This window comes from Leucobacter sp. Ag1, assembly GCF_000980875.1.
GTDB classification, from domain to species: Bacteria; Actinomycetota; Actinomycetes; order Actinomycetales; family Microbacteriaceae; genus Leucobacter; species Leucobacter iarius.
Window position 1 is genome coordinate 82,904 of the sequence record NZ_LAYO01000111.1, and the last position, 24,689, is coordinate 107,592.

Sequence of the window (24,689 nt, forward strand, 5' to 3'; positions counted from 1 at the left end):
CATGGACGGATACGGGAAGCGGATCGGGACGGCGAAGGTGCCCGGCGCGGAACTGCACTACGAGCTGCGGGGGTCGGGCCGGCCGCTGCTGCTGATCCCGGGGGCCAGCGGTGACGCCGGCATGTACGAGCGCGCCGCCGCGGCGCTCTCGGGCGAATACACCGTGATCACTTACGACCGCCGAGGCAACTCCCGCAGCGCGGTCGCGGGCGGGCTGGGGCCGACCGACATCGATCAGCAGGCGGACGATGCGGCCGCGCTCATCGAGACGGTGGGACTCGGTCCGGCCCTCGTGTTCGGCAACAGCAGCGGGGCCACGATCGCGATGGACCTGTGCCTGCGCCACCCGGACGTGCTCCGAGCGGTCATCGCGCACGAGCCGCCGAAGATCGGCACGCTGCCGGATCGCGACGCGTTCCTGCGCGGTCTGCAGGATCGGATGGAGGCGGCGGTGGCCCGAGGCGGCTACCCGGAGGCCGTTCAGGACTTCCATGGGTGGCTCGTCGGCGACGACAGCGATGTGCCCGAACCGGAGGGACTGCGCGAGCGCGTGCGCGGCAACGGCGAGCAGTGGGTACGTCATGAGCTCGGCGTGCTCGACCGCTACGACGCGCCCGACGAGCTGATCGATGCGCGGCGGACGCCGCTGCTGATCGGGATCGGCACTGTCGGCGGCACGGAGCAGCACACCGAGCTCCTCGGGATCTACCGCGAGAGCCTGCGGCGCATCGCCGACCGCTACCGTGCCGACTTCGCCGAGTTCAGCGGTGCCCACGTGCCGTACGAGACGATCCCCGAGGTGTTCGCCGCCGAGGTCACCGCGGCCTTCCGCGCGCTGGAGAGCGCGAAGACCCCGGTCTAGAGGCGCCCATGCGCGACGTGCCGCTGCGCCGGGAGGCGCCGTCCTACCCGATCGCCTCCGTCGACCACGCGCTCACGCTCATCCAGCTGCTGCGCGACACCGGTCCCCTGCGCGTCGCGGATGCGGCATCCGAGCTCGGCGTCGCGCACTCGACCGCACACCGTCTGCTCGGCATGCTCGTGTTCCGGGACTTCGCGTTCCAGGACGAGGAGCGCCGCTACCACCCGGGCCCGGCGGTGGGGCAGCGGCCCATCGGACAACCGTGGACCCGCGAGCTCTGCCGCCTGGCTCGGCCGCACCTCGAACGCCTGACCGACCGGGTCGGGGAGACGAGCAACCTGATGATCAGGGTGGGCGCGCGGGTCCGGTTCCTGCTCACGGTCCGATCCCTCGACGGCGGCGCCGTCGGCGACCGGCGGGGCATCGTGCTGCCGGCGATCTACACGGCGGGGGGCCGCGCGATGCTCGCGAGCCTCTCTCCCGCGTCGGTCGAGACGCTGCTCGGCGGCGAGCGGGCCGGTCGATCCGGCGATGCGCTGCCCGAATCAGAACGCGCCAGGCTCCGCCGGGAGCTGGCCGCCGTGCGCAGCAGCGGGTACGCCCGCAACCTCGACGATTCGGAACTCGGGCTCAGCGCCCTCGCCATGCCCGTCCGCGACGGCGAGACGCGCGTCGTCGCGGCGGTGGCGGTCGCGGTGCGCTCCTCGCGCGTCGCGCGTATGCGCTCCGGACGCGTCGTCGAGGAGCTGCGGAGCTGCCGCGACGCCGTCGAGGACGCGCTCGCCGCCGAGGGGTTCCACGGGAGCGGCGGGCACTGATCTCCCCCTGGGATTCTGCTCTGCGGAATCCCGACCCGTCCGGCCGAGGGCGCGCCTACGTTCGGAGTCGTCGAGACCGACGCCGCCGCGGGACACCGCTCGGCGGGTACGAGGAAGGAGCCGCCGATGAGCGCCGACGAGTTCGAGGAACTCTCGCACGATGAGGTGCGGAACACCATGCTGCCGCCCACGCCGGAGGAGGAGGCCGGCCTTGCCGATCTCTACGGGCGCATGGAGCGCGAGCACATGATCCCGCTGTGGACGCAGATCGGCGACCTCATGCCGAACCAGCCGTCGCCGCAAGCGGTGCCGCACGTCTGGCGCTGGACCAGCATCCTGCCGGTGGCCGAGCAGGCGGGCGAGCTGGTACCGGTGGGACGGGGCGGGGAACGTCGAGCGATCGCCCTGGCGAATCCGGGCCTCGGCGGGCGACCCTACATCACCCCGACGCTGTGGGCGGCGATCCAGTACCTCGGCGGTCGCGAGATCGCCCCGGAGCACCGGCACTCGCAGAACGCCTTCCGCTTCGTCGTCGAGGGTGAGGGCGTGTGGACGGTCGTCAACGGCGATCCGGTCGCGATGCGCCGCGGCGATCTGCTGCTGACGCCCGGATGGAACTTCCACGGCCACCACAACGAGACCGACCGGCCGATGGCCTGGATCGACGGGCTCGACATCCCCTTCGTGCATTACACCGACACCGGGTTCTTCGAGTTCGGCATCGACCGCGTGACCGACGAGGCGACTCCCGACATCTCGCGCTCGGAGCGTCTGTGGGGTCATCCCGGCCTGCGGCCGCTGTCTGCGCTGCAGCCCACCGTGAACTCCCCGATCGGCGCGTACCGCTGGGAGCACACGGATCGGGCGCTCGCGCAGCAGCTCCTGCTCGAGGACGAGGGAGTGCCCGCGACCATCGAGCCCGGCCACGCCGCGGTGCGCTATGTCAACCCGACGACCGGGGGCGACATCATGCCCACCATCCGGGCGCAGTTCCACCGGTTCCGCGCCGGCACGCAGACCCGCACGGTCCGCGAGGTCGGCTCGACCGTCTACCAGGTGTTCGCCGGGCGCGGCGAGTTCGTGCTGGACGGCGAGCGCATCGTGGTCGAGACCGGGGATCTCATCGTCGTGCCCTCGTGGACAGCGTGCCGGATCGGCGCGGAGACCGACTTCGACCTGTTCGCGTTCGGGGATCAGCCGATCATCGAGCGCCTGCACTTCGACCGTCGCTTCATCGAGGAGGAGAACGCATGAGACTGGCAACGATCCGCACCGCATCGGGAAGCACCGCGGCGAGACGCGGGGAGTCCGGGTGGATCCCGATCCCCGGTGCATCGGACGTCGGTGAGCTGCTCGCCGATGCGGACTGGCGCGCGCGGGCCGCTGGCGCAACGGCCGAGGGGGGAAGCGGGGTTCCCTTCGACGCGGTCGAGCTCGAGACCGTGGTGCCGCGCCCGGCGAAGATTCTCTGCTGCGGACTGAACTACGCGAGCCACATCCGGGAGATGGGGCGCGAGCTGCCGTCGCATCCGACGCTCTTCGCGAAGTTCGCGCAGACGCTCACCGGACCGTTCGCCGAGATCGAGATCCCGGCCGAGGACTCCGCGATCGACTGGGAGGCGGAGCTCGCGATCGTCGTCGGCCGAGCCGGACGGCGGATCCCGCTGGAGGAGGCCGGAGCACACATCGCCGGCTACACGATCGCCAACGACGTATCGATGCGCACTTGGCAGTTCCGCACGATCGAGTGGTTGCAGGGCAAGATCTGGGATGCGAGCACACCGCTCGGTCCCGAGCTGGTGACGACCGATGAGATGCCGGTGGACGCGCGCATCCAGACGCTCGTGGACGGCGAGGTGATGCAGGACGCGAGGCTCGGGGATCTGGTGCACGGCCCCGAGTTCCTGATCTCGTACATCTCGACGATCACGGAGCTCCTGCCGGGAGACGTGATCCTCACCGGGACGACCGGGGGTGTGGGGCGGGCGCGGGATCCCGAGCGCTACCTCCGTCCGGGCGAGGTGCTCGAGACGCGCATCGAGGGCATCGGAGCCCTGGTCAATCGCATCGTCGGGGCGCGGGGGTAACGGCGATGGTCGCGCGTCACGACCTGGCCACCGATCAGCGGGTGCGCGCCGATCTGCTGGAGGTACGGAGGGCTACGGCGTTCTTCGCACGCAAGCTCGGCGAGCTGAGCGACGCCGATCTCGACGCCCCGACCAGGCTCGAGGGATGGAATCGCAGGCACCTGGTTGCCCATGTGGGCTACAACGCCCGTGCGCTGTGCCGGCTCGCGCTGTGGGCCAACTCGGGCGAGCCGCATCCGATGTACGCGTCGCCCGATGCGCGTGATCGCGAGATCGCACGCGGGGCGACCCTGCAGCCGCACGCGCTGCGGCACCTCTTCGAGCACTCGGCGGTGAGTCTCGACGTCGAGTGGCGGGATTCGCCCGATGCGGCCTGGCGTGCGTCCGTGCGCACCGCGACGGGGCGCGAGGTCCCGTTCTCGGAGACGGCCTGGATGCGGCTGCGGGAGCTCTGGTTGCACGCGATCGATCTCGACAACGGCGCGCGATGGGGCGACGTCCCCGCACCCATCGCCGAGCGGCTGCTCGCGGACATCGTCGGGACCTGGGCTGCGCGCGGGGAGCGGCTGGGGTTCGTGCTGTCGGATCCGGCGAGCGGCTTCTCCGCGGGCGCGCCCGCGCCGGGTGCGGCATCGCTGATCCGGATCGAGGGGCCGCTTCCCGCCCTGCTGGCCTGGGCTTCGGGCCGCGGTCGCGCCTCGGAAACAGCCGGGCTCGAGGCGAGGGGAATCGGCGAGGCTCCGGTTCGGCTCCCGGCGGCGCCGCGCTGGCTGTGACCGGGCGGCGCAGCGCGGGTGCGCGCGCGACTCATGCATAATGCGTAAGAATGAGACACATAATTTGGACGCATGTGTCTCTGGTTCCTAACGTGGGCCTGTCACCCACGAAAGGACCCCGCTCATGACGCGCTCCGCCCGCTCCGCCGCCCTCCTCGGCGCTCTCCTCGTCGTCGGCCTCGGCGCCACCGCTTGCTCGGGCGCGGCAGGTGCGAGCAGCGGGGACGCGAAGGATGGCAAGGCCCAGAAGATCGTGGTCGCGACGGGCGCGAGCCCCAAGCCCTACACCTTCCTCGACGACAGCGACAAGCTGACGGGCTACGACATCGAGATCCTCCGCGCGGTCGACAAGAAGGTCGCCGACCTCTCCTTCGACTTCCAGGTGGCCGAGTTCCCCGCGCTGTTCGCCGGCCTCGATTCCGGGCGGTTCAACATCGTCGCCAACAACCTCTCGGCGAACGAGGAGCGCAAGAAGAAGTACGACTTCACCGATCCGTACCTCGAGGCGCAGTTCGGCGTCGTGGTGAAGCAGGACTCGAGCATCTCGAAGGTGGACTCGCTGCAGGACCTCGCCGGCAAGAAGGTCTACGGCGAGCCCGGCCTCAACTTCACCAAGATCCTCGAGAGCTACAACGAGCAGCACCCCGACAAGAAGATCAACATCGAGTACACCGAGCTCGACCTGCAGACCCAGTACAACAACCTGGCGGCGGGCCTCGTCGACTTCGAGTTCAACGAGCAGGTCGTGTTCGACGGATACGGCAAGAAGCCCGAGCTGAAGCTCAAGTTCATCCCCATCGACGGGCAGTACCTCACCCAGGACTTCGGCACCAACCTGCAGTCGGCCTTCGCGGTCTCGCGTCAGACCCCGAACCGCGAGCACGTCGAGCAGGAGATCAACACGGCGCTGCAGGAGCTCGCGAAGGACGGCACGCTGAAGAAGCTCAGCGAGCAGTTCTTCGGCGCCGACTACTCCGTGCCCAAGCAGTAGCCGCCGCGCGTGACCATCATCGACTTCGGGGCGGTCGGCAAGTACGCCGTCGGGCTGCTGCCCTACATCCCGATCACCCTGGCGCTCAGCGTGGTCGCCACGCTGCTCGGCACGGTGATCGGGTTGATCATGGCGCTCATCAAGATGAGCCGGATCCCGGTGCTGCGCCAGGTGAACGCGGTCTTCGTGTCCTATCTGCGCGGCACCCCGGTGCTCGTGCAGCTGCTGCTCAACGTGAACGCGGTGCCCATCGCGGTACTGATGATCAATCAGGCGGCGGGCACGAACTTCGACGCGCTCGCGCTCTCGCCCTTCCTGGTGGCGGCCATCACCTTCGCCTTCGCGGAGGCCGCGTACGCCTCCGAGACGATCCGCGCGGCGCTGCTCTCGGTGGATCGCCGCGAGATCGAGGCCGCGCAGTCGCTCGGCATGACGCCGTGGCAGACGCTCAGCAGGATCACGATCCCGAACGCCAGCGTCGTCGCATTCCCGACGCTCGTCAGCCAGTTCATCGGCATGCTGAAGCAGTCGTCGCTCGCCTTCGTGGTCTCGGTGATCGAGGTGACGGCGTACGCCAAGATCCTCGGTGGGCGCGACTACCACTACTTCGAGGCCTATCTCGCGACCGCCATCATCTACTGGGGGCTCACCGTCGTGATCGAGCAGGTGACCCGCATCGTCGAGCGTCGCATGCAGCGCCCGATCCCGCGTGCGAGGCGCGGGCGCGGGGCGGCTCCCGGATCGGACCGCCCGTCGGGCGCCCGCCCCGCCGCGCTCGACCCGAAGACCGCGGAGGTGCCCGCATGATCGCGCTCGACGAGGTCCGCAAGTCCTTCGGGGAACGCACGATCCTCGACGGGGTGACCCTGCGCTTCGAACCGGGGACGGTGACCGCCGTGGTCGGTCCCTCGGGAGCGGGCAAGTCGACACTGCTGCGCTGCATCGACTTCCTCGAGCACCCGGACTCGGGGCGGATCACGGTCGGGGACCTGACGGTCGACGCGGCGACGGCGAAGCGCTCCGAGATCCTCGAGCTCCGCCGGCGCACGGCGATGGTGTTCCAGCAGTTCCACCTCTTCTCGCGCAAGACCGCGCTCGAGAACGTCGCCGAGGGACTGCGGGTGATCCGCGGCCTCGACCGGCGCACCGCCGAGCAGCGGGCCCTCGAGCACCTCGACCGGGTCGGCCTCGCGAGCCACGCCGCGCACTATCCGGCGCAGCTCTCGGGTGGCCAGCAGCAGCGCGTGGGCATCGCCCGCGCGCTCGCGATGGAGCCCAGCGTGCTGCTGCTCGACGAGCCGACCTCCGCCCTCGACCCCGAGCTCGTCGGCGAGGTGCTGGCGACGATCCGCGGGATCGCGGCCGACGGCCAGACGATGGTGATCGTCTCGCACGAGATGCACTTCGTGCGGCAGGTGGCGCAGCGGGTGCTCTTCTTCGACGGCGGGGACGTCATCGAGGACGCGTCGCCGGAGGCCTTCTTCGGCGCGGACGTCGGCACCCGCACCCGCGCGTTCCTCCGCGAGTACCACCTCGCGCTCGGCACCCCCGACTACCAGATCTGATCGCGCCGACCGCGCCGATCCCGCACACGTCAACCCGCCACAGAAGGAGACTCCTCATGACCGCACCGCGCCCCCTGCGCCACCTCGGATTCATCCACCTCGTCCCGTTCGACCGGGACGACCCCCGCGGCGGTTTCGACGACGCCATCGAGCTGTTCCGGTACGCGGAGGAGCTCGGGCTCGACAGCGGCTGGACCCGCACCCGTCACCTGCAGCACGGCGTCTCGTCGCCCGCGGTGCTGTTCGGCGCCATCTCGCAGCGCACGGAGCGGATCGGGCTCGGCAACGCCGTGATCCCCGTCGGTTTCGAGAACCCGTTCCGCCTCGCCGAGGACCTCGCGACGGTCGACGTGATCTCGGGCGGACGCGCGCTGCCCGGGCTCAGCGTGCACCCGCCGGCCTACGACGACGCGGCGAACGACCTCGTGCACGACACCGGCTGGCGCGACGAGGACTACGGCTACGGACGCATCGAGCGGCTGCGCAGCCTGCTCGCCGGGGACCGCGTGCGCGAGGTGCCCGAGTACAACGGGATCGGCGGCGACTTCGACTCGGAGCGCGTCGAACCGCACAGCCCGGGCCTCTCGGACCGCCTCTGGTACGGCGGCGGATCGCTGCGTTCGGCAGAGTGGGCCGGATCCGCGGGCCTCAACTGGCTGGTCAGCAACATCAGCTCGGCCGAGAACGGCGTGACCGACTTCGCGCAGGCGCAGCGCAACCAGATCGACGCGTTCCGCGCCGCCCACCCCGCGGGCGATGCCGCGCGGGCCACGGTGGCGCGCGTGATCGTGCCGACCGACGGCGCGACGCCCGAGCAGGAGCGCAAGTACCGGGCGTACGCCGAGGCGCGCAACCCGCGCACCGAGCAGGTGCACGGACGCAACACGATCATCGCGAAGGACGTGCTCGGCTCGCAGGACGAGATCATCGAGTTCATCCGCGGCGACATCGCGTTCCAGGCCGCCGACGACTATCTGTTCGAGCTGCCGTTCGAGTTCGAGCTCGAGGACTGGAAGCAGATCCTGCACCAGCTCGCGACGCGCATCGGCCCCGCGCTCGGGTGGACCCCCGCGAACGCCCGGTCCGGCGCATGACCGTGGGGACCGAGACCCGGATCCGGGCGGCTCTGCCGACCGAGTACGCCGAGATCGACCGCCTCATCGACGCCGCGTACGCGCACGACTACGGCGAGGACGAGCACGACGACGACCCGATGCACCGTTCCGCCGTGCGGGCCGAGGCGTTCGACGTCTGGGTCGCGACCGACGAGCACGGCGAGCTGCTCGGCAGCGTCACCACGCGGCGGGCCGGCGGCCCGCCGCTGCACGAGGACGTGGCCGACGACGAGCTCGACCTGCGCCTGCTCGGCGTCGCGGTGCAGGCCCGCAGGCGCGGGATCGCCGCCGCGCTCATGCGGCACGTCTTCGCGGAGGCGCGGACGCAGGGCTTCGGCGCCGTGGTGCTCAAGACGGCACCGAACATGCGCGGCGCCCACCGCCTTTACGACGCGCTCGGCTTCGAACGCGCACCCGAGCGCGACGGACTCTGGATCGACGGCGTGCGCGTGCTCGACCTCTTCACCTACGCCCAACGCCTCGACGACCTGGGCTGAGCCCCGGGGTGACCGCGGTCACCGGCAAACGCCCAGACGAGTCGAACGTAGAATGAAGGAGTGAGCGACAAACTCCTGCATTTGGTGCGCCACGGGGAGGTGCACAACCCCGACCGCGTCCTCTACGGACGCCTGCCCGGGTACCGCCTCTCCGAGCTCGGCCACCGCATGGCCGAGGCCGCGGCCCTCGAGATCGCCGGCAGCGACCGCGTGGTCGCGAAGCTCGTGGCCTCCCCGCTGCAGCGCACGCAGGAGTCGGCGCGACCCGTCGCCGCCGCGCTCGGGCTCGAGATCGTCACCGACGAGCGCATCATCGAGCCGACCAACCGCTTCGAGGGCCTTCCCAACACGGGCCCCGAGGCCGCCTTCAAGCAGGCGCGCAACTGGCCCAAGCTGTGGAACCCGCTGCGGCCCAGCTGGGGCGAGCCCTACCGTCAGATCGCCGGCCGCGTGCGCGAGGCGATGGACGAGCACTGGGACTCGGTGCGCGACGGCGACATCGTCATGGTGAGCCACCAGGCTCCCATCTGGATCGCCCACCTCGACATCGCGGGCCGGTCGCTCGCGCACAACCCCGCGAAGCGGCGCTGCGCGCTGTCGAGCATCACGACGTTCGAGCGGCGAGGGGAGCGGTGGTTCGAAGTGGACTACCGTGAGCCCGCCGCAGACCTGGTGGAGGATTCCGTGGATGTAGGTGCCGTGTGACCGGTCGATCGAAGAACCGGCGCGGTGCCGCGAGGATCGCCGCGATCCTCGCGCTCCCGCTCGCGGCGGCCGTCGCCCTGACCGGCTGCAGCGGCGGCAACGACACCCTTCCCGAGCAGTGGAAGGACGGCGGCGGCAAAGGCTACATCTCGGGCGACGGCTCTTCGGTGAGCATCCCTCCCGAGAAGCGCAAGGCCCCCGTCGAGTACTCGGGCAAGACCGAGGACGGCTCGACCTTCGGATCGAAGCAGACGCTCGGCCACGTCACGGTCGTGAACTTCTGGTACGCCGGTTGCGCTCCCTGCCGAGTCGAGGCGAAGGACCTGAACACGGCCCAGAAGGAGTTCGCGCCGAAGGGCGTCGAGTTCGTCGGCGTCAACACCCGAGATCAGGCGGCTCAGGCTCAGCAGTTCTCCGAGGAGTTCGGTGTGCAGTACCCGTCGATCCTCGACGTCGAGGGCGATCGCGGCGTGCAGCGGGCCTTCGCCGGTGCGATCCCGCTGAACGCGACCCCGGTGACTCTGGTGCTCGACGCCGAGGGCCGCGTCGCGCACCGCGTGCTCGGCCAGCTCGCCGACGCCGGGCAGCTGCGCTCCATGCTCAACGAGACCCTCGCTGAGAAGACCAAGTAGCGTCGTGGGGGAGATCGGCAGACTCGTCGCGGACGGCCAATTGGTCGTCGCTGTGGCGATCGCGCTCGCCGCAGGGCTCGTATCGTTCCTCTCGCCGTGCGTGCTGCCGCTCGTGCCCGGCTACCTGGCGTACGTCTCCGGCACCTCCGGATCGGACTCGGGCAGCACCGCCGCGGCGGACCCGAAACGGGCCGGTCGTCGCGAGCGCGGTCGCATGCTGCTGGGATCCCTGCTCTTCGTGCTCGGCTTCACGCTCGTCTTCGTGCTCTTCAATCTGTTCGCCGGTTCGATCGGGCTCTGGCTCTGGGACTGGCAGGACACGATCACTCGGGTGATGGGCGTCATCGTGATCCTCATGGGGCTCGTGTTCATGGGCGTCTTCTCGCGCATGCAGCGCACCACCAAGCTGAAGCTGAAGCCGCGGGTCGGGCTCATCGGCGCGCCGCTGCTGGGCATCGTGTTCGCCGTCGGCTGGGCGCCCTGCATGGGCCCCACGCTCGCCGTGGTGCTCTCGCTCAGCTCGCAGTCGGGATCGATCGGCCGTGCCGTGATCCTCGCGATCTTCTACTGCCTCGGGCTCGGGATCCCCTTCGTGCTCGCGGCCTTCGGGTTCGGCTGGATGACCCAGACCATGAGCTTCTTCAAGCGGCACATCCGCGTGATGAACCTCATCGGCGGCGGCCTGCTGATCCTGATCGGACTTCTGATGGTGACCGGCCTGTGGAGCCGGATGATGTTTGCGTTGCAGGCGGTGATCTCGAGCTATGCCCCGATCCTCTGACCCTCGATCCCGGGACTCCCGCGGAAGCGGGCGGGAATCCGAGAACCTGAGCCGACCGAGCGACTACGACGACGGCAACAGCGGCCGCGTCGCGTCGCAGAAGATCGAGTCGCCCGAGCTCGGCTTCGTCGGCTGGCTGCGCTGGTTCTGGCGCCAGCTCACCAGCATGCGCGTCGCGCTCGTGCTGCTGCTGCTGCTCGCCGTCGCCGCGATCCCGGGATCCCTCGTGCCGCAGCGCAGCGCCGACCCGAACGGCGTGCTGCAGTACCAGCAGCAGCACCCCGAGCTGTTCAAGTTCCTCGACGCGTTCCCGATCCAGGCGTTCGACGTCTACGGCTCCGTCTGGTTCTCGGCCATCTACCTGCTGCTCTTCATCTCGCTGATCGGCTGCGTGCTGCCCCGCATCCTGCACCACTGGCGCGCGCTCCGCGGACGTCCGCCGAAGACCCCGGCCCGCCTGCAGCGCATGGCCGGGTTCTCCGAGGTCCGCATCTCCAACCCCGACGCCTCCGACGCGGAGCGCGACGAGTTCGCCGAGCGGGCGGTCGCCGAGGCTGCGGGCGTGCTGAAGAAGCAGCGCTACCGCCCCGAGATCCAGCGCGTCGAGGGGCGAGGCTCCCGTCCCGGGTCCGTGTCGGTCTCGGCCGAGCGCGGCTACCTGCGCGAGACGGGCAACCTCGTGTTCCACCTGTCGCTCGTCGGCGTGCTGGTCAGCGTCGCTCTCGGCGGCGCCCTGAGCTTCAACGGGCAGAAGGTGCTGGTCGAGGGCGACACGCTGTTGAATCAGCTCATCGACTACGACTCGGCGAACTCGGGTCGATCCTTCGACGACTCCACGCTCTCGCCGTTCCGCATGCGGCTCGACGACCTCGACGTGAAGTACGTCACGCCGAACGACAAGAACACGAAGGCCATCGGCCAGGTGCTCGACTACATCGCGCACGTCACGCTCATCGATCCCGACGGGTCGACCTCGAAGGACGAGATCCGGGTGAACCATCCGCTGCGCGTGCACGGCTCGCCCATCTACCTGATCGCGAACGGCTACGCGCCGACGATCACGATCAAGGATCCGAAGGGCACCGTCGTCTACAGCGAGTCGATGCCGTTCATCCCGCAGGACAACAGCACGCTGACCTCGCTCGGCGTCCTCAAGGTGCCCTACGGGCTGAAGGACACGGACGGCAAGTCGACGCAGGTCGGCCTGCGCGGCTTCTTCTACCCGACCAAGGCGGACCTCGAGAGCGGGGCGTTCACCTCGAACTACCCCGACCTGCTGAACCCCGTGCTCACGCTCGACGTGTTCTCGGGCGACCTCGGCATCGACCAAGGGATTCCGCAGTCGGTGTACGCGCTCGACACGAGCAAGATGACGCAGCTCACGGGCCGCGCGATCGACAAGAAGTCGATCGAGCTGAAGCCCGGGCAGACGACCGAGCTGCCGAACGGCATGGGCACGATCACGCTCGACAAGGTGCCTCGGTACGCATCCTTCGACGTGATGCAGAACCCGGCGCAGAACTACGTGCTGATCTTCGCGCTCGCGGCGCTCGGTGGACTGCTCACCTCGCTCTTCGTGCCGCGCCGACGCATGTGGGTGAAGGCGCAGGCGACCGAGGACGGCGTTGTGCTGCAGTACGCGGGCCTCGCCCGGGGCGACGACCCGACGCTCGAGCGCGCGGTCGCGGAGCTGCGCGAACAGCACCGATCCCGGCTGTAGGCGGGGCTCCGGCGGCCTGCGGCCCGGAGTCTGGGGCACCCCGGGCACGGCCGGCTCGGGAAGGACCGGGCCGAGCCTTGGGAAACGCCCCGCGAAGCCCGGCTTGCTACCGTCGAGGCATGCCCCGCACCGATACCGCCGCACGCCCGATCGCCGCGACCCCCGCCGAGGTGTACCGCGCCTTCGTCGATCCCGAGCTGCTGCTCGCCTGGCTGCCGCCGCAGGGCATGAGCGGCTCCTTCGGACGCTTCGACGCGACGCCCGGCGGCGGGTACCGCATGGCGCTCGCGTACGAGAATGCGGGGGAGCCCGGCCGGGGCCCGAAGGGCAAGACCACGGACGGCACCGACGTGGTCGAGGCCCGCTTCGTCGAACTGGTCGAGGGGGAGCGGGTAGTGCAGGAGATCGACTTCGTCTCCGACGATCCGGCGTTCGCGGGCACCATGCTCATGACCTGGCGCGTGCGCGAGGACCCCGCGACGCCGGGCGGCAGCATCGCCGAGATCCGGGCCGAACGGGTGCCGAACGGCATCTCGGCGGTGGAGCACGCTGTGGGTCTCGCCTCCTCGCTCGCGAATCTCGCGCGCCTCTTCGCCGCCTGACCCGGGTCACGGCCCCGCTCCACCCAGCCCAGAAATGCGTCGAGTGGCGGCAAACGCTTCTGAAGGGGTCTCCATCAGATGGGTTTGCCGCCACTCGGCGGAACCGGCGAAGCCAGGCGTTCCCTACTTCCCCTTCACCTCGCCGCCTCCGTTGCCGAGCTTCTGCGCGATGGCGATCGGCACGATCGAGATGACGATCAGCACGACGGCGATCACGGCGATGATCGGCGCCTGCGCCGGGCGCAGCATGTTGTTCATGATGAAGATCGGCAGCGTGGTCACGCCCTCGCCCGCGGTGAACGTGGTGACGATGATCTCGTCGAACGACAGCGCGAACGCGAGCAGCCCGCCGGCGAGCAGAGCGGAGCGCAGCTGCGGGAACGTCACCAGCCGGAACGTGGTCCAGACGCCGGCCCCGAGGTCGGCGGAGGCCTCCTCGAGATTGGTCCCCATGCGGCGCAGGCGCGCGATCACGTTGTTGAACACGGTCACGATGCAGAAGGTGGCGTGCGCGACCGCGACGGTCCAGAGCGCGAGGTCCACGCCGAGGATGGTGCGGAAGAAGTTGTTCAGCGCGATACCGGTGACGATGCCGGGCAGCGCGATCGGCAGGATCACGAGCAGGTTCACCGCCTCGCGTCCGAAGAACTTGAAGCGCTGCAGCGCGAGGGAGATGAGCGTGCCGAGCACGAGTGCGATCGCGGTCGCGATCACCGCGATGAGCAGGCTCGTCCCGGTCGCCTGGATCGCGCCCGCGTTGGTGAAGGCGCGGCCCCACCACTCGAGCGTGAAGCCGGGCGGCGGCCAGGTGAGGGACTTCGAGGTGGAGAACGAGTTCAGTACCACGACGAGCAGCGGCAGGTAGATCGCCGCGAGGATCACCCCGGTGACGATGCCGAGGGTGAGACGCGAGGGCTTCGAGAGTCGCATGTTCGGGCTCCTGCTCTAGAGATTGTCGAGCGCGCCGGTGCGGCGCACGATGAACAGGTAGATGAAGATGATCACCATCGGGATCAGCGCGATCGCGGACGCGAGCGGTAGGTTGTTGGCGCTGCCGACGTTGTCGTAGACGAGGTTGCCGAGCATCTGGCTGGTGCCGCCCACGATGCGCACGGTGATGTAGTCGCCGAGCGAGAGCGAGAAGCTGAAGATGGTGCCGGCGATGATCGCGGGGACCGCCATCGGCAGCACGACCGAGCGGATCGTGCGCCAGCTCTTGCCGCCGAGGTCGCTCGACGCCTCGAGCAGCGAATCGGGCACGCGTTCGAGTCCGGCCTGGATCGGCAGGATCACGTAGGGCAGCCACAGGTAGGCGAGGGTGATGATGGTCGCGGGGAGCCCGTAGCCGGGGGTGCCTCCGCCGACGGGGGTGAGCAGCCACGAGAGCAGGCCGTCCTCCGACAGCACGGAGCGCCAGGCGTACGCCTTCACCAGGTACGACGCCCAGAGCGGGGTGAGCACGAGGATCATCAGGATCCGCTGCGTGCGCGGCGAAGCGACCTTCGCCATGAAGAAGGCGATGGGGAGCGCGAGCGCCACATCGATCACGGTCACGCAGAGCGCGACGAAGACGGTGCGCAGGGTGACCGTCTGGTAGAGCGAGTCGGTGACGACGCCGATGATGTTGTCGAGCGTGAACGTGGTGTTGATCGCACCGGTGAAGCTGTCCGTGGTCCAGAACGCGGTGACGAGCAGCAGCACGAGGGCGACGATGTAGACGAGGCCGAGCCAGAAGAGCGGCGCGGTCAGCAGCATGGTGAGGCGGAAGCGCGGGTGCGCGTACAGGAAGGAGGAGAAGCGTCGGGCGATGCTCGGCGGACGCGCTGCGATGGCGGCGGGGGCTGCGGTGGAGGTGCTCATGGGGTCTGGATCCTCTCGGGTGGGACGGGGGCCGGGGCGGGGAGGCGTTGCACGCCTCCCCGCCGTGGGACGCCGAGCGTCCTAGCCCTTGATCTCCTGCCAGGCCTTGGTCCAGGCCGCGTAGTCGATGCACTTCACGTCGGTGCGTCCGTCGACGCAGTCGGCGATGGGCGTGGTCCAGTACCAGATGTTCTTCGCGTACTCGGCGTCGCCCGCGTGGTACGCCTCGCAGTCGTCGCGGAACTTGCAGGCCTCCTGGCTGGAGGGAGCCTCACCGAAGTAGGCGGTCGCTTCGGCGTTGGCCTTCGGGCTCGAGATGTAGTCGAGCCACGCGTACGCGCAGTTCGGGCTCTTCGACTTGGACGAGATCATCCAGGTGTCGCTCCATCCGGTGGCGCCCTCCTTCGGGATCGTCACCGCGGTGCTGCCGCCCTCGCCGGCGAGCACGTTCTGGATCACCTGCCAGCTGGTGCCGACGACGCTGGTGCCGGACTTGAACGACTGCACCTCCTTCAGGTAGTCGCCCCAGTACTCGGAGATGTTCGGCTTCTGCTCCTTGAGGAGATTCACGGCCGCATCGAACTGCTTCTGGTCGAGCGCGTAGGGGTTCTTGATGCCGAGGTCGGGCTGGTGCGCCATCAGGTACATCGCGGCGTCCGCGATGTAGATGGGCGAGTCGTACGCGGTCACCTTGCCCTTGTGGTCGCCGGCCTTCTCGAAGACGACGTCCCACGAGTCGGGCGCGGTCGGGAAGGTCTTGGTGTCGTACATCAGCACGTTCGCGCCGTAGCCGTGGGGGACTCCGTAGGACTTGCCGTCGACCGTGTTCCAGGCGCGATCCTTCAGGAAGCTGAAGATCCCGTCGTAGTTCTTCAGGAGCTTCGTGTTGACGGGTGCCACGGCGCCGGAGGCGACGAGGCGGAGCGAGGCGTCGCCCGAGGCCGAGATCACGTCGTAGTTGCCGGTCTTCATGAGGTTGAACGCCTCGTCCGAAGTTCCGAAGGTCTTAGTGGTGACGGTGCAGCCGGTCTCCTTCTCGAACGGCGTGACCCAGTCGACCTTCGGGTCGTTGGAGCCGTCCTCGACGTAGCCGGGCCAGGCGAGGATCGAGACGGACCCCTCGGTCTTGCCGAGCTTCTCGGCCTCCTTCACGGTGCCTCCGCCGCCACCGCTGTTCGCGGTGCCGCATCCGGCGAGCATCAGGGTCAGCGCTGCCGCACTCGCCAGGGCGATTGCGACGCGACGCTGCGTCATCTTGCGGGTCATGGGTTCCTCTCCTCGAGGGTGTGACGGATCGGCGGCTTCGCCGATCCTGGGTCGGATCGAAATGTGGGTCGGGTACGGGGTACGGGGGCTGGTCCGGGTGCCGGATCAGGCGGCGAGCGGTGCCGGGACGTCGAGCGCGACGATGGCGCTCTCGTGCCACTCGACGAACACGTGCTGGCCGCGCAGGTCGCCGCGGTCGCCGCTCGCGTTCTGCTCGAGCACGCTCACGCGCTGGCCCGCCTCGAGATCGACCACGACGCGGGTCGAGTTGCCGAGGTAGATCGACTCGACCACGGTGCCCGGGGCGCTCAGCGTGCCGGGCTCCGCGGCCCGCTCGGCGGCGAGTCGCATCTTCTCGGGCCGGATGGAGTGCTCGCCGATGCGCGCGAGCAGCCGCTGCGAGAGCTCGGCGTCGAACAGATTGGTGGTGCCGACGAAGTCCGCGACGAAGCGGGACCCCGGACGTTCGTAGAGCTCCGCCGGGGTGCCGAGCTGCTCGATCCGGCCGGCGTTGAACACCGCGATCCGGTCCGACAGGGTCAGCGCCTCCTCCTGATCGTGCGTGACGAAGATGAAGGTGATGCCGAGGTCGCGCTGGATCTGCTTCAGCTCGACCTGCATCTGCTCGCGCAGTTTGAGATCGAGGGCGCCGAGCGGTTCGTCGAGCAGCAGCGCCGCGGGTTCCACGACGGTGGCGCGGGCGAGAGCGACGCGCTGGCGCTGCCCGCCGGACAGCTGCGACGGCATGCGCTCGGCGACGTGCTCGAGCCGCACCGACTCGAGGGCCTTCATGGCGCGGGCCTTGCGCTCACCGCGGGAGACGCCGCGGACGCGGAGTCCGTAGGCCACGTTCTCGAGCACGTTCATGTGCGGGAACAGTGCGTAGTCCTGGAACACGGTGTTGACGTTGCGATCGAACGGGGCCTTCGCGGTGACGTCCTCGCCGAAGAGCTCGACCGTGCCCGAGGTGGGCTGCTCGAATCCGGCGATGAGCCTCAGCACGGTGGTCTTGCCGGAGCCGGAGGGGCCGAGCATCGAGAAGAACTCGCCCCTGCCGATCTCGAGGTCGACGTGGTCGACCGCGGTGACGGTGCCGAATTCGCGGGTGAGGCCGGTGAGTCGGATGGCCGGTTCGAGCTGCGGTGCAGTCATGAACATCTCCTTTGATGTGTGGATAGCGACAATCATATGACTCCAGATGTTTAACGCAAGTCGGTCATGTTACGGTGAAGCAACGATCGACGAACGGACCGACGGAGGTGAGGCCGGATGCCGCGGGATCTCGCCCAGGCGGACGCCGCACGCGCCGTCGTGTTCACGCCCCTCGACGGCGTCGGCCGCGGGGAGCGCGTGGCTCAGCGCCTGCGCGACGCGATCCTCTCGGGAATCCTGCGCGACGGCGAACGGCTCCCCAGCGAGAGCGAGACGGCGCGCCGCTTCGGCGTGGCCGTCGTGACCGCGCGCGAAGCGCTCGAATCGCTCCGTGAGCAGAAGCTCGTGCAGACCCGACGCGGACGCGAGGGCGGCAGCTTCGTCACCTTCGACCGCGAGCGCGCCGCGCGCCTCATGGACGAGCGGGTCTGCGGGATGAGCCGCGGCGAGCTGCGCGATTTCGCGCTCTACTACGCGGCGATCGCGGGAGCCGCCGCTGAGGCGGCCGCGGATCGTGCGGGGCCGGAGGACCTGGAGCGGCTCGCCGAACTCGAGGACGGACCCGTCGAGGAATCCCTCGGAGCCGCGCGCCGAGCCGTCGGGCGATTCCAGCTCGAGGTCGCCGCGCTCTCGCAGTCCCCGCGACTCGTCCGCGCCGAGCTCACGCTGCAGGTCGAAGCGGGCAGCCTGCTCTGGCTCTGGCTGCGCGAACCGGAGGGGCGCGAGCGCAGCAGCCTCGCCCGTGCGAAGATCCTGGAGTCGCTCGCGCGCGGACCGGAAGCGGCCCGCGCCGCCGCGACGGCGCACATCGAGGCGGCTGCCGACTGGCTCATCGAGGAGAAGGAACGGCTCGAAGCCGCTCTCGAGGGATGAAAGGACATCACTCATGATCGGAGACAACGGGGACTCCGCTCGTCACGCCGCGCAGGAGGTCGGAGAGGCCTTCGGCGCGGTGTTCCGCACGGTCGACGACTGGGGTGCGGAAATCCGTCGCGCGCTGGAAGCGCCGGGGCAGGCGCCGCCGACGGCGAAGCGGCTCGACCCGATCGTGGGCGACCTCGCGATCCCGCAACTGCTCGACGACGGGCTCATCACCGGAGCGGGTTTCGTCTCCGCCCCGGGGTTCCTGGGGGACGCCGCGTGGCACCTCGCATGGTGGCTGCGGCGCCTCGAGATCCCGGCCGAGCGCGGTCCCGACGCTGCACTGCGCCGGCTCGCGACCGTCGACGACCCCGAGGCCGAGCAGTTCCGCGACTACACGACGCTCGAGTGGTGGAAGGTGCCCGCGACCACGGGGCGCAGGCACGTCACCGGCCCCTACGTGGACTACCTGTGCACCGACGACTACACCGTCACCATCACCGCACTGGTCGGCGAGGTCGGCCGGCCTTCGGGCGTGGTCGGAGCGGACGTGCACGTCTCGCGCATGGAGCGCGCGCTGATGCCGGTGCTGCGCTCGGTGCCCGGGGCGGTCACGATCGTGAGCCACGCGGGTCGAGTCATCATCTCGAACGAGACCCGGCGCGCACCGGGATCGCTGCTCCGCATCCCCGGTGTCTCCGAAGCGCTCGCGGACCTGCTCGCGGAGGATCCGGAGGCCGGGCGCGGGGCGGGGATCGAGCTCGATCTGCCCGACGCGAAGGTGCTGCGGTGCGGCGACGCCCCGCTCGGGCTCGTGTTCCACGACTGAGCCGGTTCGCGCGCTCAGGCTCAGCGGATAGAATGCGGAGCTGTGCTCGATTCGCTGGAACTGAACTCCACTCTCGCCCTCTACTCGGCGATGATCGTCTACGCGATCGCGTTCGTGTTCTACGCGGTCGATCTGGCCAACCGCAGCGGTGATGCGACCCGCCTCGCGGCGGCTCAGCCGGCCGCGGCCGAGCAGTCGGCCGGGGGCGGCGTCGCGACGCTGACCCGCACCGCGGCCCCGACCGAGGCGCCCGGGCGGCGCTCCCGTTCGCTCCGCATCGGGTTCTCGCTCACCGTGCTCGGGTTCCTGCTGCACCTCGCGGCGACCATCATGCGCGGCATCGGTGCGGGGCGCGTGCCGTGGTCGAACATGTACGAGTTCGCGCTGACCGCGACCTGCGCGATCGTGCTCATCTTCCTGCTCGTGCAGATCTTCGTCGACCTGCGCTTCCTCGGTACCCTCGTGACCGGTTTGACCGTGCTGTTCCTCGGCCTCGCCAAGGTGAACTTCTACGTGGCGATCGTGCCCCTCCCGCCGGCCCTGCAGTCCTACTGGCTGGTCATCCACATCCTCGTCGCCGTGCTCGCGACCGGATTCCTCACGCTCTCGTTCGGGCTCTCGGTGCTGCAACTGCTGCAGACCCGACGCGAGAACAGGGTGATGGCGGGCTCCGGCGAACCGATGAAGTTCCTCGCGACTTTCCCGAACTCGACCCGCCTCGAGGACCTCTCGTACCGCATGGCGATCATCGGCTTCGTGTTCTGGAGCTTCACCCTGATCGCCGGTTCGATCTGGGCCGAGTCCGCCTGGAGCCGCTACTGGGGCTGGGACACCAAGGAGGTCTGGACCTTCGTCATCTGGGTGCTCTACGCGGGCTTCATCCACGCGCGGGCGACGCGCGGCTGGCGCGGTACCCGCTCGGCCTGGCTGTCGATCATCGCCTACGCCGCAGTGCTGTTCAACTTCACCATCGTGAACGTGTTCTTCAAGGGCCTGCACGCCTACTCGGGACTCTGACCCGGCACCGCGTGACAACGGAGCGGCCCCCGAACCAGATGGTTCGGGGGCCGCTCCGTTGTCACGCGGACGGTTCGTTCAGCAGCGCTTGAGCGATCCGACCGCGGAGGCGACGACTCCGGTGCCGCCGAGCAGCCGCACCTGGGTGACCCCCTGGTTCAGTGCGTCGGTGATCATCGATCCGGGCACGCAGGAGCCGGGGACGATGAACAGCGGCGTCTGCTGCGCGCCGGCGATCGCGGATCCCGCGAGCGCGTCGGCGAAGCCCCGTCCCGTGGCGAAGTACATCGTCTTGAAGGTGGGGAAGGACACCCGGCCGATGGCCTCGGAAGTCGCGTAGCGATCGGCGCCGGAGACCCGCGTCGTCGAGATGCCCGCCGCCTTCAGATCGCTCTGGATCCGGGAGGAGACCGCTCCAGTGCCGCCGGTGATGGTGGCGCTGGTGGTCTTCAGACCCTTCAGGAACGACTTGGTCGTCGCATCCAGCGGGCGGGTACCGTTGACGAGCAGCACCGGACGGGTCTTGGCGCCGGCCGCCGCGCCGGTCGACAGCGCATCGGGGAAGTTCATGCCGGTGGCGACGTACACCGCGGGCGCCGACGTCGGGAACCCGCGCTTGACGAGCTTGCGCGAGGTGTCGAAACGATCCTTGCCGGCGAGACGGGTGACCTTCTTCGCATACTTGCCGAGAGCCTTCCCGACGGACGTCGGAACCGCTCCGGTGCCGCCCACGATGACGATCTCGGTCGGCTTCAACCGCGTGAGCTCCGCCGTGACGCTCGCGGGGAGCGTCTTCGCCGTCAGGAGCAGCGGTGCGTGCTCCTTCGCCGCGATCGGGCCGGCGCCGAGCGCGTCGGGGTAGTTCGCGCCGGTCGCGATGAAGACCGTCTTCGCTCCGCTCGGGTAGGCCGCCTTCGAGATCGCCACGCTGGTCGCGTAGCGATCCGCGCCCGCGTATCGCGCGACGGACGGCTTCGCGATGATCCGCAGCGAGCCGGAGACGGGAGCACCGATCGACCACTTGCCCCAGGCTCCGCGCATGGTGAAGCTCTTCGTGCCCGGGGTGAGTCCGGCCAGCGAGACGGACCACTTGCCGTTCACGATCTTCGCGGTGCGGACCTTGGTCTCTCCCGAGAACTGGATCTTGAGATAGTTGCCCGACGCGACGTTCGTGGCGGTGCCCGAGAGGGTCCCGCCGGCGAACACGCGAGTGTTCGCGGGGAGGCTCGTGACCTTCGGCACCAGAGCCACCGTCACGAGGGGCTCCCAGTTGCCACCGAGGCGGCCCGAGACGCTGTTGTTGGCTCCGGCGCGCTTGGAGACCATCGGTGCGTAGCCCGACTGGTAGCCGGACTGGCCGCAGGAGGCCGACGTGGTCGTGGAGGAGTTCACGCCGACGGCCGAGGTGCCGACGACCGCGGCGCCGCCGCTGTCGCCGGGGATCAGGCAGGCGGTCGAGCGGATCGAGTTCACGAGATGCCCGGCGACGTTCGTGGTCTGGTCGACCGAGGTGACGCGGCCGCAAGTCCAGCCGCTCGTGGAGCCCGTCTTGCAGATCGGGGCTCCGGCGACCGTCGAGGTCGAGGTCGTGACGAGCTTCTTCGCGCCCGAGTTCGGCGCGCCCTTCCCGCCGCCCCAGGCCAGCAGGCCCGACTTCGGCGAGAAGTTTCCGGTGGCGATCGAGATGAGCGCGGTGTCCGCACCGTTGCCGTACATCGGCGACCCCGAGACCCAGGATCCGAGCGTGGCTCCGACGGTCACCTTCGGGGAGTTCTTCGGGTCGTCGTCGTTGGCCTTCGTGAAGTTGAGGGCCTTGAGCGTCGGGTACGCCGACTTGTAGCAGTGTCCGGCGGTGAGGGTCTGGTAGGCGCCGGAGCCCGAGAGCGCGCGGCCGTTGAACGCGGTGCTGCAGCGGTACCAGGAGTTGTTGGTGACCATGCTGCCGTACGGCTGGCCGCTGTACAGATCCGCCGCGGGTTCGAATTCGGCCTCGGGTGCGGTCGGAGGAGCGTCGTAGCTCACCCGGGCGCCGGCGGACTCCGCGAGCGCCGCGGCCTCCGGGTCGGTGACGTAGACGGTGAGCTCGGTGCCGGTGACCCGGCCGCCGACGACCCCGGCGCTGCGCTCCTGGAGCGCCTCGAGCACCGTCGTGCCATCGGTCGCGGCCTCGCCCTGGGCGAGGTACTCCTCGGTGCTGAGGCCGAGGTCGCGCTGGGCCGCCTCGGCGAGCTCGGGGTCGATCTCGGCGGCCGCTGCGGAGAACTCCGAGACCGCGTAGTCGCCCATGACCGGGAGCTCGTCGGGCGTGGCGTTCGCATCCACCGTCGGGGTCGACTCGTCGAAGACGGGGGCCGCGGGGACGGGTTCGGGCGCCGCGGCTTCCTCGGCGGAGGCGGGCGCGAGCCCGAATCCGACCAGGGATGCCGCGAGGACGAGGGAGAGTGTGGAAGCTAGGCGAGTTTTCACGGGATCCTTAGCTGATTACCGAGCAGAAATCAGGAGGCTCCTGTATGAGAGGAAGCTCCCTGGAGGGTAATAGTAAGCAGTTTCCGGATCGTTGTCTTGTTTGGTTGAAACGGCGAGCAAATCGCCGGAGCCGTCTTCGTGCGTCGAACGGTTCAGCGGACGAGGCGCGCGATCGCGTCCGAGGCTTCCTTGAGCTTCCCCTCGGCGATCGCCCCACCCTTGGCGGCGGCGTCCGAGACGCAGTGGCTCAGGTGGTCGTCGAGCAGCGCGAGTGCGACGCGCTCGAGCGCCTTGGTAGCCGCGCTCACCTGCGTGATCACGTCGATGCAGTAGGAGTCCTCCTCGACCATGCGCTGGATGCCGCGCACCTGGCCCTCTGCCCGGCGCAGCCGCTTCAGCAGGTCGTCCTTGTGCGCGTCGTAGCCGTGCGTGTGCTCGTCCGTCGGCTCGGCCGGCTCGGTCGTCCCGATCTCCGCGATGCTCATGTGCGCCTCCCGCGTTTCGTGCATGGCGGCAGAGTACACCCCCGAGGGGTATCAGTCGAGGCGGGTTCGCCGAGCGCGCAGCAGCTCGCCCAGACCGCCGAGCACCAGGATCGCGACGGCGATCCAGATCGCGATGTAGGTCGGCCATTCCCCCGACGCGATGGTCTCGCCGAGCAGCAGCGAGGCGACGACGAGCAGCGCCGGTTCCGCGTAGCTCAGCAGTCCGAAGAGGCTCATCGAGAGGAGCTTCGACGCGAGGATGTAGAGCAGCAGCGCGAACGCGGCGAACAGTGCGAACAGCGGTGCGGTCCATTGCAGATCCGGGTGCTCGGAGAACGCCGTGCCGGTCGCGATCTCGATGCCGAGCACCGTCGCCGCGAGCGGGAGCACGGTCAGCAGCTCCCAGAACATCCCGCCGATGTGTCCGGTGCCGAGCGAGCGGCGCAGCACGAAGTAGACCGGGTACCCGAGCGCGACGAGCAGGGTCTCCCAGGAGACCCCGCCCATGCGGACGATCTCCCAGACGACGCCGATCGCGGCGACCCCCGCGGCGACCCACTGCCACCAGCGCAGGTGGTCGCGGTACAGGAACTTGCCGATCACGACGAGCACGAGCGGGAGCAGGAAGTACCCGAGGGCGACCTGCAGGCCGCGTCCGTGCAGCGGCGCCCAGCCGAACACCCACAGCTGCGCGCTGAGCATCAGGCCGCAGATCAGGATCCCGAGCAGCGCGATCGGTCGGCGCCGCACCAGGGAACCGACCTCGACGATGAGCGAGCGGCGGCGCATGGCGAGCAGGGCGAGCCCGACGAACGGCAGCGTCACGAGTGCGCGGACCGCCCAGATCGCCTCGGCCGGCAGCGGGGAGAGCATGGGCGTCGCGAAGTAGAGGATCGCGAAGCTCACCGACGAGCCGAGCGAGACGAGCACACCGCGCGAGAGCGGCGGCGCTGCGGCGGAGGAGTTCATGGGCGATCCAAGGAGGTCGAACGGGAGCGGGGACGTGCGCGGGCCCGGAACGCACCGGCGCCCCGGCCCTGATCGGGCCGGGGCGCCGGTGTGATCCGGACCGGATCAGAGATCGATGGCGCCGATGACCTCGCCGTACTGGGTCTCGCCGACGGGCACGAAGCCCATGCGCAGGAAGAAGACCTCGGGGCCGTCCTCGCCGCGCTCCCAGAGCACGGTCAGGCGCCCGACGCCGCGCGTGCGGGCCTCATCGAGGAGTGCGGCGACGGCGAAGCGGCCGACACCCATGCCCTGGGCCTCGGCGTCCACGTTGATGCGCCACAGCGCCGCGCGGAACTCCTCCTCCTTGGCGTCGGGGTCGAAGTTGCCGTGCACGAAGCCGACCACCTGATCGCCGTCGAGCACGACGCGCTGCCAGGCGGACCCTATCGGGGTGACCGCTGCGGCTGCGGAGTAGGAGACGGGCGTGACGAATTGCTCCTGCCCGGGCTTCAGGCCCAGGCTGTTCACGGCCACGATCGTCGCGGCGGACAGTTCTTCGAGTCGCAGCTGGCTCATGTACTCAGGCTAGCGCTCCCGACGCGATGCGCAAGTGGTGCGCGGCAGACATGCAGGATCGCCGTACGATGAGTG

At 69.6% G+C, this 24,689-nt stretch carries 26 protein-coding genes; 18 read left to right on the top strand and 8 right to left on the bottom strand.

Going from position 1 to position 24,689, the window contains the following annotated elements; translation table 11 throughout:
* The first annotated feature begins 1 nt into the window (after position 1).
* The 15 genes from XM48_RS16025 to XM48_RS16095 all read left to right on the top strand — a co-directional run bounded on the left by XM48_RS16025 (position 2) and on the right by XM48_RS16095 (position 13,151).
* Entirely contained in the window at positions 2–862 is an 861-nt protein-coding gene (locus tag XM48_RS16025) for an alpha/beta fold hydrolase (RefSeq protein WP_046456842.1), read from the top strand.
* Positions 863–870: 8 nt separating this feature from the next.
* Positions 871–1,680, top strand: a complete 810-nt coding sequence (locus tag XM48_RS16030) for an IclR family transcriptional regulator (RefSeq protein WP_046456843.1) — start codon at positions 871–873, stop codon at positions 1,678–1,680.
* Between the two features lie 126 nt (positions 1,681–1,806).
* Positions 1,807–2,934, top strand: a complete 1,128-nt coding sequence (locus XM48_RS16035; RefSeq protein WP_046456844.1) for a cupin domain-containing protein — start codon at positions 1,807–1,809, stop codon at positions 2,932–2,934.
* Positions 2,931–3,767, top strand: a complete 837-nt coding sequence (locus XM48_RS16040; RefSeq protein WP_046456845.1) for a fumarylacetoacetate hydrolase family protein — start codon at positions 2,931–2,933, stop codon at positions 3,765–3,767. Before XM48_RS16035 ends, XM48_RS16040 begins: the two co-directional genes overlap by 4 nt.
* 5 nt (positions 3,768–3,772) lie before the next feature.
* Positions 3,773–4,543 carry a maleylpyruvate isomerase family mycothiol-dependent enzyme gene (locus XM48_RS16045; protein WP_046456846.1) on the top strand — a complete coding sequence of 257 codons (771 nt, stop codon included), beginning with the start codon at positions 3,773–3,775 and terminating at the stop codon, positions 4,541–4,543.
* A gap of 124 nt (positions 4,544–4,667) precedes the next feature.
* A complete protein-coding gene (locus tag XM48_RS16050) occupies positions 4,668–5,534 on the top strand; it encodes a transporter substrate-binding domain-containing protein (protein WP_046456847.1) in 867 nt (288 codons plus the stop codon).
* 9 nt (positions 5,535–5,543) lie between these two features.
* On the top strand, positions 5,544–6,341 hold the full coding sequence (locus tag XM48_RS16055) for an amino acid ABC transporter permease (RefSeq protein ID WP_084821242.1): 798 nt from the start codon (positions 5,544–5,546) through the stop codon (positions 6,339–6,341).
* On the top strand, positions 6,338–7,099 hold the full coding sequence (locus tag XM48_RS16060) for an amino acid ABC transporter ATP-binding protein (protein WP_046456848.1): 762 nt from the start codon (positions 6,338–6,340) through the stop codon (positions 7,097–7,099). Before XM48_RS16055 ends, XM48_RS16060 begins: the two co-directional genes overlap by 4 nt.
* Positions 7,100–7,155: 56 nt before the next feature.
* Entirely contained in the window at positions 7,156–8,193 is a 1,038-nt protein-coding gene (locus tag XM48_RS16065) for an LLM class flavin-dependent oxidoreductase (protein ID WP_046456849.1), read from the top strand.
* On the top strand, positions 8,190–8,711 hold the full coding sequence (locus XM48_RS16070; protein WP_046456964.1) for a GNAT family N-acetyltransferase: 522 nt from the start codon (positions 8,190–8,192) through the stop codon (positions 8,709–8,711). The genes XM48_RS16065 and XM48_RS16070 overlap by 4 nt, the downstream gene beginning before the upstream one ends.
* Before the next feature lie 60 nt (positions 8,712–8,771).
* Complete coding sequence (locus tag XM48_RS16075; RefSeq protein WP_046456850.1) at positions 8,772–9,416, top strand: histidine phosphatase family protein; 645 nt, start codon at positions 8,772–8,774, stop codon at positions 9,414–9,416.
* The gene (locus XM48_RS16080; protein WP_046456851.1) at positions 9,413–10,048 is read left to right on the top strand and encodes a TlpA disulfide reductase family protein; all 636 of its coding nucleotides are present in this window, start codon (positions 9,413–9,415) and stop codon (positions 10,046–10,048) included. The genes XM48_RS16075 and XM48_RS16080 overlap by 4 nt, the downstream gene beginning before the upstream one ends.
* Before the next feature lie 4 nt (positions 10,049–10,052).
* The gene (locus tag XM48_RS16085; RefSeq protein WP_046456852.1) at positions 10,053–10,829 is read left to right on the top strand and encodes a cytochrome c biogenesis CcdA family protein; all 777 of its coding nucleotides are present in this window, start codon (positions 10,053–10,055) and stop codon (positions 10,827–10,829) included.
* Between the two features lie 46 nt (positions 10,830–10,875).
* Positions 10,876–12,549, top strand: a complete 1,674-nt coding sequence (locus XM48_RS16090) for a cytochrome c biogenesis protein ResB (RefSeq protein WP_046456965.1) — start codon at positions 10,876–10,878, stop codon at positions 12,547–12,549.
* Between the two features lie 119 nt (positions 12,550–12,668).
* Complete coding sequence (locus tag XM48_RS16095) at positions 12,669–13,151, top strand: SRPBCC domain-containing protein (RefSeq protein WP_046456853.1); 483 nt, start codon at positions 12,669–12,671, stop codon at positions 13,149–13,151.
* A 123-nt stretch (positions 13,152–13,274) separates the two neighbouring features.
* Here XM48_RS16095 and XM48_RS16100 read toward each other — a convergent pair whose 3' ends face one another.
* The 4 genes from XM48_RS16100 to XM48_RS16115 all read right to left on the bottom strand — a co-directional run bounded on the left by XM48_RS16100 (position 13,275) and on the right by XM48_RS16115 (position 17,429).
* Positions 13,275–14,081 carry an ABC transporter permease gene (locus tag XM48_RS16100; RefSeq protein WP_046456854.1) on the bottom strand — a complete coding sequence of 269 codons (807 nt, stop codon included), beginning with the start codon at positions 14,079–14,081 and terminating at the stop codon, positions 13,275–13,277.
* Positions 14,082–14,096: 15 nt separating this feature from the next.
* Positions 14,097–15,011, bottom strand: coding sequence for an ABC transporter permease (locus tag XM48_RS16105; protein ID WP_046456855.1), 915 nt, complete (start codon positions 15,009–15,011; stop codon positions 14,097–14,099).
* An 81-nt stretch (positions 15,012–15,092) separates the two neighbouring features.
* Complete coding sequence (locus tag XM48_RS16110) at positions 15,093–16,277, bottom strand: ABC transporter substrate-binding protein (RefSeq protein WP_046456856.1); 1,185 nt, start codon at positions 16,275–16,277, stop codon at positions 15,093–15,095.
* Between the two features lie 105 nt (positions 16,278–16,382).
* Entirely contained in the window at positions 16,383–17,429 is a 1,047-nt protein-coding gene (locus tag XM48_RS16115) for an ABC transporter ATP-binding protein (protein WP_052961578.1), read from the bottom strand.
* A 117-nt stretch (positions 17,430–17,546) separates the two neighbouring features.
* Between XM48_RS16115 and XM48_RS16120 the strand changes: the two genes are divergently transcribed.
* From XM48_RS16120 to ccsB, 3 genes are read left to right on the top strand one after another with little or no spacing between them, the layout of a single operon-like run.
* Positions 17,547–18,302 (top strand): GntR family transcriptional regulator, encoded by a 756-nt coding sequence (locus tag XM48_RS16120; protein WP_046456858.1) that lies wholly within the window; start codon positions 17,547–17,549, stop codon positions 18,300–18,302.
* A 13-nt stretch (positions 18,303–18,315) separates the two neighbouring features.
* The gene (locus XM48_RS16125; RefSeq protein ID WP_052961579.1) at positions 18,316–19,119 is read left to right on the top strand and encodes a cache domain-containing protein; all 804 of its coding nucleotides are present in this window, start codon (positions 18,316–18,318) and stop codon (positions 19,117–19,119) included.
* Positions 19,120–19,161: 42 nt separating this feature from the next.
* On the top strand, positions 19,162–20,136 hold the full coding sequence (gene ccsB, locus XM48_RS16130) for a c-type cytochrome biogenesis protein CcsB (protein ID WP_231580923.1): 975 nt from the start codon (positions 19,162–19,164) through the stop codon (positions 20,134–20,136).
* A gap of 78 nt (positions 20,137–20,214) precedes the next feature.
* Here ccsB and XM48_RS16135 read toward each other — a convergent pair whose 3' ends face one another.
* The 4 genes from XM48_RS16135 to XM48_RS16150 all read right to left on the bottom strand — a co-directional run bounded on the left by XM48_RS16135 (position 20,215) and on the right by XM48_RS16150 (position 24,614).
* Positions 20,215–22,602 carry a cell wall-binding repeat-containing protein gene (locus XM48_RS16135; RefSeq protein ID WP_046456859.1) on the bottom strand — a complete coding sequence of 796 codons (2,388 nt, stop codon included), beginning with the start codon at positions 22,600–22,602 and terminating at the stop codon, positions 20,215–20,217.
* A 152-nt stretch (positions 22,603–22,754) separates the two neighbouring features.
* Positions 22,755–23,087 (bottom strand): metal-sensitive transcriptional regulator, encoded by a 333-nt coding sequence (locus tag XM48_RS16140; protein ID WP_046456860.1) that lies wholly within the window; start codon positions 23,085–23,087, stop codon positions 22,755–22,757.
* Positions 23,088–23,138: 51 nt separating this feature from the next.
* Entirely contained in the window at positions 23,139–24,056 is a 918-nt protein-coding gene (gene rarD / locus XM48_RS16145) for an EamA family transporter RarD (protein ID WP_046456861.1), read from the bottom strand.
* 105 nt (positions 24,057–24,161) lie between these two features.
* Positions 24,162–24,614: a GNAT family N-acetyltransferase gene (locus tag XM48_RS16150; protein ID WP_046456862.1), complete on the bottom strand. Its 453-nt coding sequence runs from the start codon at positions 24,612–24,614 to the stop codon at positions 24,162–24,164.
* Between the last annotated feature and the right edge of the window lie 75 nt (positions 24,615–24,689).